The sequence below is a fragment of the Algibacter sp. Ld11 genome, from assembly GCF_045066735.1.
In the GTDB taxonomy this organism is placed as follows: domain Bacteria; phylum Bacteroidota; class Bacteroidia; order Flavobacteriales; family Flavobacteriaceae; genus Algibacter.
Map to the genome: position 1 here is coordinate 68,125 of NZ_JBISHH010000025.1, position 15,001 is coordinate 83,125.

Annotated in this window: 9 protein-coding genes; 8 read left to right on the plus strand and 1 reads right to left on the minus strand. The window is 33.1% G+C overall.

Annotated features, from left to right (window positions below; genetic code table 11):
- Positions 1 to 235: 235 nt before the first annotated feature.
- Positions 236 to 1,909 carry a hypothetical protein gene (locus ACJJV4_RS14080; protein ID WP_405295524.1) on the minus strand — a complete coding sequence of 558 codons (1,674 nt, stop codon included), beginning with the start codon at positions 1,907 to 1,909 and terminating at the stop codon, positions 236 to 238.
- A 558-nt stretch (positions 1,910 to 2,467) separates the two neighbouring features.
- On the opposite strand from ACJJV4_RS14080, the gene ACJJV4_RS14085 reads away from it, so the two are divergent.
- The 8 genes from ACJJV4_RS14085 to ACJJV4_RS14120 all read left to right on the plus strand — a co-directional run bounded on the left by ACJJV4_RS14085 (position 2,468) and on the right by ACJJV4_RS14120 (position 14,901).
- On the plus strand, positions 2,468 to 2,638 hold the full coding sequence (locus tag ACJJV4_RS14085; protein ID WP_405295526.1) for a hypothetical protein: 171 nt from the start codon (positions 2,468 to 2,470) through the stop codon (positions 2,636 to 2,638).
- A gap of 237 nt (positions 2,639 to 2,875) precedes the next feature.
- Positions 2,876 to 4,222: a hypothetical protein gene (locus ACJJV4_RS14090; RefSeq protein ID WP_405295528.1), complete on the plus strand. Its 1,347-nt coding sequence runs from the start codon at positions 2,876 to 2,878 to the stop codon at positions 4,220 to 4,222.
- A 415-nt stretch (positions 4,223 to 4,637) separates the two neighbouring features.
- A complete protein-coding gene (locus tag ACJJV4_RS14095; protein WP_405295530.1) occupies positions 4,638 to 7,721 on the plus strand; it encodes a SusC/RagA family TonB-linked outer membrane protein in 3,084 nt (1,027 codons plus the stop codon).
- 21 nt (positions 7,722 to 7,742) lie between these two features.
- Positions 7,743 to 9,476, plus strand: a complete 1,734-nt coding sequence (locus ACJJV4_RS14100) for a RagB/SusD family nutrient uptake outer membrane protein (RefSeq protein WP_405295532.1) — start codon at positions 7,743 to 7,745, stop codon at positions 9,474 to 9,476.
- A 10-nt stretch (positions 9,477 to 9,486) separates the two neighbouring features.
- Positions 9,487 to 11,070: a hypothetical protein gene (locus tag ACJJV4_RS14105; protein WP_405295534.1), complete on the plus strand. Its 1,584-nt coding sequence runs from the start codon at positions 9,487 to 9,489 to the stop codon at positions 11,068 to 11,070.
- Positions 11,071 to 11,213: 143 nt separating this feature from the next.
- The gene (locus ACJJV4_RS14110; protein ID WP_405295536.1) at positions 11,214 to 12,512 is read left to right on the plus strand and encodes an Ig-like domain-containing protein; all 1,299 of its coding nucleotides are present in this window, start codon (positions 11,214 to 11,216) and stop codon (positions 12,510 to 12,512) included.
- A 129-nt stretch (positions 12,513 to 12,641) separates the two neighbouring features.
- The gene (locus tag ACJJV4_RS14115) at positions 12,642 to 13,838 is read left to right on the plus strand and encodes an HYR domain-containing protein (protein ID WP_405295538.1); all 1,197 of its coding nucleotides are present in this window, start codon (positions 12,642 to 12,644) and stop codon (positions 13,836 to 13,838) included.
- A 259-nt stretch (positions 13,839 to 14,097) separates the two neighbouring features.
- Positions 14,098 to 14,901 (plus strand): T9SS type A sorting domain-containing protein, encoded by an 804-nt coding sequence (locus ACJJV4_RS14120; protein WP_405295540.1) that lies wholly within the window; start codon positions 14,098 to 14,100, stop codon positions 14,899 to 14,901.
- Positions 14,902 to 15,001 lie beyond the last annotated feature (100 nt).

A 15,001-nucleotide genomic window follows, 5' to 3' on the forward strand; every position in this document is an offset into this window, starting at 1 on the left:
ACACAGGCGTTTTTAATTTCAAAATTTTGGCTTAAATAATAAGGAGAGCATACCTAGTAGTAGCCTGCTCATTAAAAGAACAAAAATCTTTAAACCTGTCTAGTTTATTTAAAGAAGTAGCACTTAATCAATGAGAGCTAAATTACTTGAAAGCACGAGGGATTTGGTCTAAATCAACTTGATTTAAACTTTACACAAACAGTAAATACGCATTTTAGTATGGATAAAAACTATACTATAAAGAATTTATATAGTCTTCGAGGTTAACATTTCTAGAAAGGTTCATTTTTTTTCTTATCCGGTGCCTGGATGTATGCACAGACTCCACAGAGATACCAAGTAATCTTGACATTTCTTTACTAGACATGTTCAGCTTAATTAAGGCACATATTTTTTGATCGCCTTGACTAAGTTTTGGGTATTTTTCAAATATTTTATCGTAAAATTCTTTGTTCACTTCTATAAAACGCATTTTAAATTCATCCCATGAACTCGTGTTGTTTACAGATGCCGATCTTAGAATTTTGTTTAATTCACTTTTTTTAATAGTAGGTTCACCTTCTCTAATTTTGGTTTTAAGGTTTTTCATGAACTCGTCCTTTTCTATTAATTGAAGCGCAGAAGCCGCAAGTTCTTTGTTTTTAAGTTCCAAGAGTTCTTTAGCTTTTTTAATTTCTAGCTCTTTATTTCTGCGAATAAGTTGCTTTTCGGCCTTGTGTTTGTTTCTTAAGTTCTTAATGTAGAAATAGCCTATAATAAGGATAAAAATTACCGATACTAACAATATGAATCTTTGAAGGTTTTTTATCTCATCCTCTTGTTCCAATTGTTTTAAATAATGCGCTTGAATAAGCTTTTTCTGCCGTTCTTTTTCTAGTCTATAATCATCTTTTATTTCTAAAAGAAGTTGGTTGTTAGGGCTACGGCTATCAAAGAATTTGGCATCTAGATTTTTTGCTATTTCTAAGTTTTTAAAAGCGTTCTCGTAGTCGTTCTGTTTTAAATATAACTCGGTAAGTTTTTCGTAAATTAAAGGTGTAAAGTCAATATGACTTTTATATTCTCGAGATATGTTAAGCGCTTTTTTATACAGAGCTTCACTTTTATCAAGTTGCATTAAGTTAAGATAAACATCGCCCCAGAATTTGTAAAACAAAACCAAATAAGAGGGTTGTTTTTCTTGAAACCATGGATGTATTCGTTTAAAAATGTCCAAAGCTTCATCGTTTCTGTTCTGGAGTGCAAAAATGTTGGCTTTCTCAAATTCTAAAAAAGGTTTAGAAAGGGATGTTTTACTTTCGGAGAAGTATAAATAGCTGCTGTCCAAATACGTTTTTGCTAATTCTGTCTTTCCTAATTCTCTATAACTTGTGGTTATAGAATAGTAATAACGTACAAGTTCTGAACTTAAAATTTTCTTTTCTCTTACTAAGTCTTTATTAATTTTTAAAGCCCTTTTTAAGTATTCTAAAGCTTTATCTTCTCGTTTAAAATAATTGTAAATACTACCTAATTGATTGTAAACATTAGATTTGGTTACCTTTAAGTTTGTGCTGTCTATTAGTATTAATGCACTCCATAACACATTGTATGAGTTTGCATATTGCGCTCTATTTGCATAGACTAAAGATTTTTCGGTTAAGCTGCGTACAGCTCTGATTGTGTCTTTTTTTTCTAAGAATAATTCGTGGCTTTTTTGAAATAGGATAAGAGAACTGTCTTGATTTTTAAAACGTAAATCAATAGCCTTATCAAATATTTTTTCTATGTTTTCTTGTGATAAATTTGAATTTTGTGAAAAGATATTGCTAGAGATAAAGAAACTACAAAACAATAAAATTTCAACAAATCTAATTGTATTTTGTGTCTTTAAATTTCCGTTAAGTAGTTTAGTTTTTGCTTCTGACATTAATTGAATGAATAATTTCAGTGGTTATTAAAAATATAAATTTAGTATATCAATTTTAAAATTACTATAAAATAAATCTTGTTTTTAAAGAATCTGTCAATAAAACTATTAAAAACATGTAAAATATTGGTTTTTAGTTTAATGTAAATACTAATATAAAACCTATAATAGTCTATAAGATATCATGTCAAGTTTTTGTCAAGTTTCAAAAAAGAAATAATAAGTGATATTTATTTCTTTTTTGAAATATTATTAGTAATGCTGAAATTTAAAAAAAAATTACAAAAACAAAACAGGTTGTGCTAACATCATCTTTTATAATGATATAAGATTTTTAAAATTTCTATATCAGAAGTTACCATTATTTTATTAGTTGTCTCGAGTATTTTTTTTTTAGTATTAAAAGGCTTTTTTTTATAAAAGCAGAAGGAGAATTATAGCTTAATTATAATTATAGTTTAATTTTTAAGAGTTGTCAAGTTTTTATCAAGTCTTTATTTATGGAGTCCATTTCTTAAAGAGTTAAATTCCTTTTCAATTAAACTAAAACCATAAATTATGAAAAAAATCACCTTTTTACTATTTGCTCTTTTAGGAGTAATCACTTTTACGTTTTCGCAACCTTCTTTAACGTTTAATAAATTGAATAATGAAGATTTTGATACTTACACGACAACAAAGATGGATTGTGCCACAACATTGAAAACTAATGTAGCATGTCATAATTAGTGCGGTAGCTCAATCTTGGAGAGAAAATCAATGTGTTCTTTCTTAGAAATCTAACTGTAACCAATGAGGCTAAAATAGTTATGCGTTTCGACTAGATTCGTGTTTATAAGCCAGAATAATTCACTTATATTGAATAATCAACTCATCAAATTAGTTAAAAAAATAAAGTATGAGTTCATTCTTTAGAAAACTTGCGGGATTAATAATTCTTTAACCCCTAAATAAATATTAAAAAATATGAAAAAAGTAATATTGTTATTAATGTTCTTAATAATAGCGTCTTGTTCAAAAGACGACAAGCCTACTTTGTTTTCTCTTAAAACAGTTGTTTTACCAGAGTTGGCGGGTGTAATATCACCTGCTTCAGGTAACTACGAAGAAGGGGACGTTGTAGAAGTTCAGGCAAATGCAAAAAGTGGTTTTGCGTTTACTGGTTGGTCCGGTAGTGCCAGTGGTGTTATTAACCCATTGAATGTAACCATGAATTCAAACAAAAATATAACGGCAAATTTTGAACTAGTAAAAATTAAGTATACAGTAACGACAGCAATACTTCCAATAGGTTCAGGTAATATTTCGCCCGCTTCTGGTGAATATGAGGAAGGAACAGATTTAATACTTGAGGCACAACCAAGTAGTGGTTTTACATTTATAGGTTGGTCTGGTGATGCTAATAGTAGTGAAAATCCTTTAACGGTATCCGTAAATTCAAATAAAAATATAACAGCTAATTTTGTTGACTCGAGTACTATAAAAGATTGGGATACTTATCTAGTTCCTGCAGATGCGGGAGAAAATAAAATGTGGGAGTTACAATCTGTTTCTGATGATTTTAATTATGTAGCACCTGCAGAAAATAAGGGTACCGATTTTTTTGCTAAATGGACAGACGGGTATCATAATGCATGGACTGGACCAGGATTAACAGTTTGGGACAAAGCTCATTCTTATGTTGAAGATGGAGAGTTGAAGTTAATAGCTTCAAGGCTTAGTCCTAATAAGGTAAGTGCTGGTGCGGTGAGTTCTAAAGTGAGGATTAAATATCCTGTTTTTATAGAAACGCGAGCAAAAATAATGAATTCCGTTTTAGCAAATGGAGCATGGTTGTTAAGTCCAGATGATACACAAGAAATAGACTTTATGGAAGCTTACGGTTCTAGTTATTCTGAAAAAGCGGATAAAGATCAAAGTTGGTATGCCCAACGTATGCATATTAGTCATCATGTTTTTATTCGTAATCCTTTTCAAGATTATCAACCAACCGATGCAGGAAGCTGGTTTACAGACGGAACAACTTTATGGCGCAACGATTACCATCGCTATGGTGTACATTGGATAGATCCTTGGAATTTAAAATATTATATCGACGGAAAGTTGGTTAGAACCGTTTCAGGTAAGGATATTATTGATCCGAACGATTTTACTAACGGAACAGGTTTAAGTAAAGAGATGGATATTCTTTTTACTGTTGAAGATCAAGATTGGCGTTCCAATCAAGATATTACTCCAACAGATAGTGAACTTAGTAGTTTAGAAGATAATACCTTGTCCATTGATTGGGTTAGGGTTTATAAACCTGTATGATATATTACGTTATACTTAAAAAGACCTTGTTTATTTCAAGCTTAATGGAAAACTAAACAGGATAAAAGTACTTTAAATAGAAACCCTTGCATTTTTGAGAGGGTTATTTTTTTCAATTATTTTAAATGTCTTATTCTTAGGTGTTTAGGTTGTTTCTTTCTTTTAATAAAATATATCATTGCTTTAAATAAGCAGACTATAAATTAACATACGGGTGGGGTTTAATTAGTTTTTTTTGTTGTATGTAATTGTTTTACAGGTGATTGTGGAGGGTTGTGTAGTCGGTTGTCAAGTTTTTGTCAAGTAGGTAAATGTTAAATTATTGTTACGTAAAGTTCAAGTCAAGTCAAAATTTCTATGTCACTTTATCAAATTTACAATATTTGGGTATCAATTTTATAAACTAAATAAACTTATGAGTGTAAAACTAACAATTATGAAATATGGGTTAGCGTTTATGCTGTTTTTGAGTTATGGACTCATGCACAGCCAAAACCTAACCATTAAAGGAATGGTTTCCGCCGACGGACAACCTTTACCTGGTGTAAATGTTTTAGTAAAAGGAACAGCACAAGGGACTGTTACAGATTTTGACGGATTATATGAAATTAAAGCTGGTGCCAAGCAGGTATTGGAATTTAGTTTTATTGGGTTTAAAGCAAAAGACATTGCTATTAATGGCAAAACAAGAATTGATGTTGTTTTAGAAGAGAACTTATCAGAACTTGATGAGGTTGTTGTTGTTGGGTACGGAACTCAAAAAAAGAAAGAAGTTACAGGTGCAGTTGTTAATGTAAGTTCTAAGGACATTGTTAGTATAGCAACCTCCGATTTGGGATCTGCTATTCAAGGAAAAGTAGCTGGGGTTAATATTCAAGCTTCTAGTGGACGGCCAGGAGAATCTGCCAACGTACAAATTAGAGGATTGGGTTCAATTAGCTCAGGCGCATTAGGTCCACTTTATGTGGTCGATGGTATTCCTTATGAAGGAAACCCAAACATTGCTCCAGAGCAAATTGAAAATATTGACATCCTTAAGGATGGTGCTGCTGCCTCTGTATACGGTACTAGAGCATCCAATGGTGTTATTTTGATTACAACCAAGAAGGGTAAAGTGGGTAAAATGAAAATTGACATTAATACCTATGCTGGTGTACAAAATATTACATCAGGAACGCCCTTAATGAATACGGTAGAACAACTGTATAACTTAGAGGTAACTACAGAGTTGTTAGGGACAGAGCCCTTAACGTTTTTTTTCAACGCAGATCCTTTAGATTATGATACGGATTTTGTGAGCGATGTTCAAAATAACAATGCCACTATCCAAAACTTAAATTTAAACATTGCTGGAGGAGTTGAAAATTTAACTTTAAATTTTGCGACAAACTATTTTAAACAAGATGGGGTTTTAATAAATTCAGGATTTGATAGAATATCAAATAGGTTAACTGGGCAGTTTACAAAAGGGAAATTTAAAGCTTTTGCTACTGTCGGGTATACGGTAGAGAATCGTACGCAAGAACCGTGGTCTCTTTACGAGTACGGTGTTGGTCAACAACCATGGTCGCGACCATTAGGAGATATTCCTTCCGTTGGAGAGAATAGTGTTGAATTAGATGTGGGTAACGAAATTTTTTATAGCTATTTATCTCGACAATTGGATAACATCGATGAAAGAGAAACAAAATCGAATAACATAGCTCTTAATTTAGAATACGAAGTGGCTAAAGGTTTAAAATATAAAGTAAATCTTGGTCGAAATGAATTTAACTATTATAGAAAGTTTTTTAGACCACAGTATTTAGCCTTTACTCGCACGGGGGACTACAGCGCTACGGCATCTACACCAAACGCTTTGTTAAATGAAGATTATATATTTTCTACAAGAGAGTCGATGGAGAATATTGTGAATTATTCAACTAATTTTGGAAAGCATAACGTGTCTTTGCTAGGTGTGCTTTCTTATGAACGATTTGAAAGAAGAAATTTAGGAGTTGGAGTTATTTACAGCGATGATGCTAGTAATGATTTACAAACATTAGGAAGCGGATCAGAAGGTATTAAACCAACGAGTTATAATGAAACCACAACACTTAGTGGTAAACTAGCTAGAATACAATATAACTTCGACGAAAAATATTTGTTATCTGCAAGTTATAGACGTGATGGTTCTTCTAAATTTTCCGAAGCTAACAGGTACGGGAATTTCTTTGGTTTTTCTGCTGGGTGGAATATTCACGAAGAAAACTGGTTCAATATTGATGCTATAAATAACTTTAAGCTAAGAGGAAGTTGGGCAGAAGTAGGAAACCAAGGTATTGCACCTTATTTATTTTCACCCACAATCGAGTCTGGAATAAACTACCCTTTTGGTCCAAATGAAGAAATTAGTTTTGGAGCCATACAAAGACGTTATGTAGATCCTAATATAAAGTGGGAAACTACTGTGTCTAAAAACATAGGTATAGATTTAGCGATGTTTAAAAATAAATTAACACTTACAGCAGATCTTTATCAAAATGATAAAAAAGATATGTTACTTCAAGAACGTCTTACGGCATCATCGGGTACTTATCAAACAGGAGCTTCTGGAGTTTACGATGTAAAAGTGGTTAATGCAGGTAACATGGTTAATAAAGGGATGGAAATTGCGATTACTTACAAAGATAAAATAGGCAGTGATTTAAATTATAGTGTTTCTGGTACGTTTACTAAAAACATAAACGAAATCACCGATTTAAACGGTATCGATAGAGGTTATGCTAATGGTAGACCAATAACATCAATGGGGGAAAATGTGGAGTATACCACATTTCTAGCCAAAGGTTACGAAGCTGGAGCATTTTTTCTTCTTGAGAATGAAGGCGTTATCAAAACACAAGAACAGTTAGATGAATATAATCAATTAGATTTAAGTAGTTTAAGTACACCTCAATTAGGAGATATCATGTACAGAGATGCCAATGAAGACGGTAAGGTTGATGATAGTGATAGAGTATATTCAGGTTCTGGACAAGCTGATTTTGAAGCAGGTTTAGTGTTAAACTTAGATTACAAAGGGTTTGATTTTAGTGTTCAAAGTTTTTATTCCTCTGGTGCTGAAATTTATAATGGTGCTAAGCTTTATGCTTATAAAAATGGACGCCATAGAGATTTATTATATATGTGGTCTCCACAAAATCCAACTGCAGATGTACCTACATTTAGACAAAATGGGTTTCATAGTAATGTAAAAGCAGGATCAGATTATTTCTTAGAAGATGGAACTTATTTAAGAATTAGATCTTTAACTCTAGGATACACGATACCAGGTATTGAAATTACAGGTATTGAAAAAGCAAGAGTGTATATAACATCAACCAACCCATTTACATTTACCAACTATAGTGGTTACGATCCAGAAGTAGGTGGCGACGGTATTTTTACACGTGGTGTAGATCGTGGTAACTACCCGGTTACTCGTCAGTTCATGTTAGGTTTTCAATTAAGTTTTTAAAAAATATATAAATTAATAACTATGAAATTATTAAAAAACATATCTCTTACATTAATTTTTCTTGTGTCGTTTGCATTCGTTGCTTGTGATGAAGATAGATTTTTGGAAGAAATTAATCCAAACGCGATTACGTCAGATACCTTTTGGGAGTCTGAAAGACAATTCAATAGCGCATTAACTACAGTTTATGGAGCGCTTCAGTTTCAAAGTATTAGTGGCGGTAATCTACAATATGAATTTGTATTGGGAGATATAGCAGGAACAGAATCTTGGTATAGACCACAAGCATTTAGAAACTTAACTTTTAATTCAGGTATTTATCATGTTACAGATAAATGGAATGAATTATATGTTGGTATTTTTAGAGCCAATCAGGTTATTCAGTATATTCAAGAAACAGATGATAGCGTTTTTACAGGCGATTCTAAAGTTCAAATAGAAGCACAAGCACGGTTTTTAAGAGCCTTCTTTTATTTTCAATTGGCACACACCTATGGAGGTGGTGTAATTCATGATAAAGTTGCCCAAACAAAAGAGGAACTTGCTAAGCCATTCTCTACTATTGAAGAGATTAATAATACCATAATTATTCCAGATTTAGAATTTGCTCAAGCAAATTTACCGCAAGTTTGGGAAGGTAATGATAACGGTCGTGCTACTTGGGGAGCAGCAACTACCTTGTTAGGTAAAGTGTATTTGTATAAAAAAGAATGGCCTACTGCAGCTACAATATTTAAAACTATTATTGATTCAGACGTGTATTCATTAACTACAGATATTACTGATAATTTCTGGCATGAAAACGAGTTTAACGACGAGTCTATTTTTGAGGTAAATTATTCTTCAGTTTTATCAGCTGGTGCGCCAGGAGGAAATGTAGATGATACGCCAACTCAAACAGGAGCAGAGTCAACAACCATGTCTACCGCTGTGGGGCAGTTAAACTATGGTGCTTTTAACACGGTATTGCCAACTTATAATTTGCATGAAATGCTGGTTAATGATGAGGTGGATGTTAATAACCCAATTAACGATGGTAATGTTGAATCTAGAAGAATGAATGCCACAATAGCAGTTCAAAACATGGAAGGCCCGTATTATGGTTTTGAATCTTCGGAGGTCAATGGTTTTGGTTTCGGACAAAGCGCTTACGTTAAAAAGCATTCCAATTGGTATCATTTAGATGCAGAACCTGCACTATCAAGATCAGGCATTAATTTCAGACATATGAGATATGCAGATGTTTTATTAATGTATGCAGAAGCCGTACTTATGGCAAACTCAGATTATGAAACAGCAATAGATTATATAGACATGGTTAGAAGTAGAGCTGGCGTTGTTACACTACAACAATATATGGATGATAATGGCGGTATGTTTCCTCAATTGCATGTTAGTAAGCAAGTTCATGGCGAACAACCAATGGTAGCAGCAAATGCTCAAACTGTATTAACACATTTACAACGTGTAGAACGTGTTGTGGAGTTATGTTTTGAAGGTCATAGATGGAAAGATTTAGTGCGTTGGGGTATTGTTCAAGAAGTATTTGATGAACTTAGAGCTGATGAAGTATGGCGAGAAGAGAATAAAAACACGATACTAAATGTAGGTACGGGTGGTGTTCCTCCTTTAAATATAAATGAAAGAATTAGACCAGATTTTGTAAAATGTGCTGCTAATTACAACACGACGCAACACAACTATTTCCCAATACCAAATCAAGAAGTGCAAACGAATGATAATTTATTTAATTAAAAAACGAATTATGAAAAATATAGGAATTTTTAAACTTATTCTCTTCATGGCACTTTTTATGGTGGCTTGTTCCGAAGATGAATCGGTTAATTTAGTCGAGCCAAGCCATAGAGCTATTGTAACCTCAGAGATGGATTTTGATAATACCATTAATATTGGAGGACATATTGATTTTGGTGATATTTCACGCGGTGTAGAATCTAGAATATGGACCTTTCCTGAAAACGTTTCAAGTATATCTGGTACGGATATAAACACCTCTTCCAAAGATGTTGTTAAAGGAATTTTCTATGAACCTGGTACTCATAATGTCACCTTAAGTCAGGTGTTTAAAGGCAATGTGTATCCAAATGAAGATAGCACCATGCCTGATGTTGGTAAAGAGTTAGATACTACAATTGTAGTAACGGTTCTTGGTCCAGTACAAGCATTTGTTAAAGCACATTATATAAACGATGATGGTTCTACTGGCGCAGAATTAAATTTATCAGATAATGCGGAAAACGAAATTACAGCGAGTAAATATGTGAGATTGTCTTACACCGTTGAAGGAGCGCCTGTTAATTTTGTTTGGAATTTACCAGGAGCTAAACCAACACAAGTATTGAATGCTTCCCCAGAAGTAGATATAAGATATAGTAAATTGGGTTCTTGGGATTTGCAATTTATTGCATCAAGAAATAGACCAGGAGGATCAGATACTATAAATTTAAAAAAGTTCATAAAAGTTATACCTTCTACTGACCCTGTAACTCTAGATAGAGTTTTTGAAAAAGAATCTCAAACCAAAATTGGGTTAGAGTTTAGTAGAGAAATGGATCCAGCTACTGTTAATAAAAATGATTTTTCTGTAACAATTGAAACAGCAGGTGGTGCAGTAATTACACCAATTATAAAAAGTGTACTTGTTGACTCTGAAGAAGGAAATATTTTAGTTGTAGAGTTGGATAATGAAATTATGTATAATGATGATATAGTTAAAGTATCTTATATTCCAGGAAGTCTGGGAACACTTGATGCAGTGGCATCGGATGCATTTACAGATCAAATTTTAACAGATTTTATTAAGGTTAACCTTTTTGACGATCCAAATTCAAACGTTGATAATTCATTCGAAACTTCAGATGTTAGTAACTGGCCATACCTTTGGTGGGGAGCACCATGGGATGGGTATAAAATGAGTTTTTCTTTTGACCAAGCACATTCTGGATCAAAAAGTATGTACTTAGAGTTTGAGCCTAATGGAGGAATGATTATCGGAAATACAGATGCGGATGGTAACAACGTAACCTTCCCAACGGAAAAAGGATTTAAATATGAAATGGGAGCATGGATCTATGTTCTAGATGTAGGGGCGCCGGTGGCATCAAATATTAGAATGTATTGGAGACCTTCTACAGATTGGAGTGTCTCAGATAATCCTAATTTTAATGCTACAACCCCAATAGGTGAGTGGTTTTATACCTCCGTAACGGTTTCTTTTTCATCTAGTGGAAACGAGAGTTTTATGATAAGAGGAGAGAATATTAATTCTGAAGCGGTTAAGTTTTATATGGATGATTTATCACTATATAAACTAACAAGTAGACCTTAAAAAAAATAGTTTAGTTTAGTAATGATAAGGAGGTTGTGCAATGTATTGCACAGCCTCTTTATACTTGCTGATTTTTTTTAAGCTTATCAAAAAAACACAAACATTTTATAGTTTTTAGAACTTAATTTATTAATTAAAAAGAAATGAAATTAAAGAGAAATTTTATACATACTAATACGGGTGCAATACTAGTGTTTTGCTTAGCATTATGTGTTGGAAGTTGTAGCGGAAGTACTGACAATAACACAAATGATGTAGAAACAGATTATAAACCAACAGCCAACGACGATACTTTAACAATTCTTGAGAACAGTGAAGCAGGAATTGCAAACCAAGTCAATGCTTCGTCTAACGATAGTATTGGCCAAGATGGAGGTGATAGTGATAATTATAGTTTACTGTCAAATGCAACTAACGGTGTTGTTACAGAAGTTAGTGATGGTGTTTTTCAATATGTACCAAATATAGACTATAACGGTGAAGATAGCTTTACATACACGCTAACGGATAAAGACGGAGATAAAGATACTGCTACCGTAGCTATTAGTATAACGCCTGTTGATGATGGTCCTGCTATAGAAGATTTTAATAATATAGATCCAACGCAACCATCGTTTACATCTATAGAAAACACAACGCCCGATGGAAAAAAATGGGTGAAATTAGAGAGTATGTCCGATGAATTTGAAAGTTGGGATAGCAATAAATGGTTCAAATCAACTTGGCATTACGGCGTTCCTGTTTTTATGACCTCGGCATCGAGCAACTCAGGAGTAACAGATGGTAATTTATGGATAAAAGCCACGTTAAATGAGACTAATCCTGAAGAACGATGGTTTCAAACAGCTAGAATTCATTCTAAAGCAGAAACAAGTTATCCAATGTACACAGAGGCCAGAATTAAAGCAGCTCATATTTCGGCTTATAATACATATTGGTTAAATAATGGTGATATAAACAACAGAGATGAAATTGATATCATCGAAAATAATTCTAAACCATCATGTGGTAGTTGTTCTGAAGCCACAGATTATCCCAACCAAATGAACTCACAATATTTCCATGCAGATTCTAATAAATCACCAGTAACTATTAGAAATAAAGATAATTTCAATCGTTCTGGCTTATCGGATACCAACCCGCTTAAAAATGTAAAATGGAATGAAGATTACCATACGTTTGGTGTGTGGTGGAAAGATTCTACACATATTCAGTTTTACTTAAATGGAGAGCCAGCTGGTAATGTGGTGGTTGGAGAAGATAGATCTGGTACAACATATACAGGCAGAGAGTTTACGAGAGATTTACAAATAATTTTCGATTTATGGACCAATGAAGCAACATGGTTGGGAGGTCTTCCTCCTAAAGTGGATTTAACAAACGATGCTATAAACACTATGAGAATTGATTGGGTTCGAACTTGGAAATTAGAAAATGAGTAGTGGCTTTATTAAATATATCTTCTGTTTTTAGCTTTATACATTTTGTTTCAATAAAATCATTTGTGGTAGTTTATTATACATATGAAAAACAGTCTAGTTAAGATGTATGCTAGGTTTGTATAAAAATAAATGATGCTAAATACAATTAAAGAAAAAGGTTTTTTTACTATGTTGTTGCTATTAATTATTGCTTGTAGTAGCAGTGGTGAAGATGAAAAAGAAGAAGAGCAGCAGCCGGATATAATACATCCAACAATAACCTGTACGGAATCTATCACTGTATTTATTGATGCAGGAAAAAATGGGGCTTCGGTAGCATATTCAACACCTATTGGAACAGATGATTTGCCAGGAGCTGTAACAACTCAAACATCAGGTTTGGCCTCTGAATCATTATTTCCAATAGGAACTACAACAAATACCTTTATTGTAGAAGATAAAGCAGGAAACACGGCTACATGTAGTTTTGATGTTATTGTTTTGGAGCCTTCTAATGATAAACCATATGCTGTTAAAGAAGGAGCAGAAGCTCCGGTAGGTAAAAAATGGGTTAAAGTTGATACTATGTCGGATGAATTTGAAGGTAATACCTTTGATGACACTAAATGGCATAGATATCCTTCATCAGATGGATTTAGTTGGATAGGAAGACCACCTGCATTATTTGAAGCAGATAACGTAACAGTAGCTAATGGTAATTTAAATATTACTGTTGAAAAATTTGATGCTCCAAAACGTGTTAATGGTATAGATTGGACGCATGGAGGAGCAATTGTACGATCTAAAATTACAGCAAAACCGGGGTATTACTACGAGTGTAGAATGCAAGCAAATAAAACCATTATGTCTTCGACCTTTTGGATTGCTTTTAAACAAAACTGCAATACTGGTCCGGTTAGAAAATTAGAATTAGATATACAAGAATGTGTAGGCCGATTAACAAACACAGCAGCTTGGGCAGATAATTTTGATCAAATATATGCTTCTAATACATGGAGGCATGAAAGAGAATGTGATACCGAAGTAACGGGTTCTAAGCAGAGTCCTGCAAAAACGGTTTTATCAGAAAAAAATAACTCGAGATATTTTGTGTACGGTTGTTGGTGGAAATCTCCAACAGAGATCTTGTTTTATTTAGATGGGAAGTTAAGCCACTCAATTACCAACCCTCCAGCAGATTTTGATTTAGAAGGCCATATTACAATGGCTATTGAAACTTATGATTGGAATCCAATAGATGCAAATACTATTTTTGGAACGGGATCTTTTGATGATTTAACCACTAAATACGACTGGGTACGAACCTGGAAGTTAGAAAATGAATAATACATAGTAAAATTTAGAAATGATAGGTTTATAGTCCCTGTTGTTAATATAAATGAGTTTAGTTATAGTTAATTTCCTTTTATTGCAAAAATCGTCTGGTTTATTTCAGGCGATTTTTTTTTGCTTTATTATGAGCTTATCAGTCTAGCCTTTAACACGATATAAATAAACATTCGTTATGTTTTAAAAAACATTTGTACCATTCGAACCTGTTCTAAATCATGATTTTCGGGAATATATTAACTTAAACAATTTTATTATGATTAAAAATTTACTTTTAACTGCTTGTTTAACAATGGGTGGCTTAGTTTACGGACAGTACTCAATGGACTTTGAAGCAGGAACACTTACACCAATCATTAGAGGAGGTGCTGCTGCACAAGCCACAGCTATGAATGCAACTAACCCTGTAACTACTGGTATTAACTCAAGTGCAACAGCATTTGAAATTAATTTAACTGATACTGCTCCTAGTTGGAGATGGTTAGCTATTAGTAATCCTGGTGGAACTTATGATGCTACAAATGGAACTTGGTATAAATTCAAGTTTTTATCAGCTAATGAAACTAGTGTAGATATTCAATTAGAGCCTTGGTTTGGTGGGGTTAGATATGTGACGAATACTGTTTCTTTTTCAGGTTTAACTTTGAATACATGGTATGAAGTCGAATTTAACTTTTCTGAGGCTGTTTTAGAATCGGATGGTGCTACCACTGCAGGTGCAGAACCAGGGTATTTATCTAGATTAGATTTTAAAATTAATGCTACTGGTACCTATGATGGGGACGTATTTTACATTGATGATATTCAGCAAAACAATGCCGTTACTTTAAGTGCTTCAAAAATTAATGCAATAAATGAGCTTGCAGTATACCCTAATCCAACTAGAGGTGAAGTTAATATTGTTAGTCCGGGTGTTACTATTAACAGTGTAGAAATTTATAATGTTGCTGGTTCTTTGGTGAATTCTTCTGCAGATTTAACAAATTTGGTAAATGGTGTTTACTTTATGAAGTTAAATACAGATGCGGGTAGTGTTACAAAACGAATAGTTAAGAATTAAGGACTTATTTGTTTATAAAAAAAAGGCGAAAATCAATTTGATTTTCGCCTTTTTTATGAATTAGTGATTACAATTGTAGTAACTACAAACTTAATTTATA

What these genes read in the sequence shown, in the direction of transcription:
- ACJJV4_RS14080 (WP_405295524.1), bottom strand. Translation starts at nt 1,909, where the DNA reads ATGTCAGAAGCAAAAACTAAACTACTTAACGGAAATTTAAAGACACAA.
- ACJJV4_RS14085 (WP_405295526.1), top strand. Translation starts at nt 2,468, where the DNA reads ATGAAAAAAATCACCTTTTTACTATTTGCTCTTTTAGGAGTAATCACT.
- ACJJV4_RS14090 (WP_405295528.1), top strand. Translation starts at nt 2,876, where the DNA reads ATGAAAAAAGTAATATTGTTATTAATGTTCTTAATAATAGCGTCTTGT.
- ACJJV4_RS14095 (WP_405295530.1), top strand. Translation starts at nt 4,638, where the DNA reads ATGAGTGTAAAACTAACAATTATGAAATATGGGTTAGCGTTTATGCTG.
- ACJJV4_RS14100 (WP_405295532.1), top strand. Translation starts at nt 7,743, where the DNA reads ATGAAATTATTAAAAAACATATCTCTTACATTAATTTTTCTTGTGTCG.
- ACJJV4_RS14105 (WP_405295534.1), top strand. Translation starts at nt 9,487, where the DNA reads ATGAAAAATATAGGAATTTTTAAACTTATTCTCTTCATGGCACTTTTT.
- ACJJV4_RS14110 (WP_405295536.1), top strand. Translation starts at nt 11,214, where the DNA reads ATGAAATTAAAGAGAAATTTTATACATACTAATACGGGTGCAATACTA.
- ACJJV4_RS14115 (WP_405295538.1), top strand. Translation starts at nt 12,642, where the DNA reads ATGATGCTAAATACAATTAAAGAAAAAGGTTTTTTTACTATGTTGTTG.
- ACJJV4_RS14120 (WP_405295540.1), top strand. Translation starts at nt 14,098, where the DNA reads ATGATTAAAAATTTACTTTTAACTGCTTGTTTAACAATGGGTGGCTTA.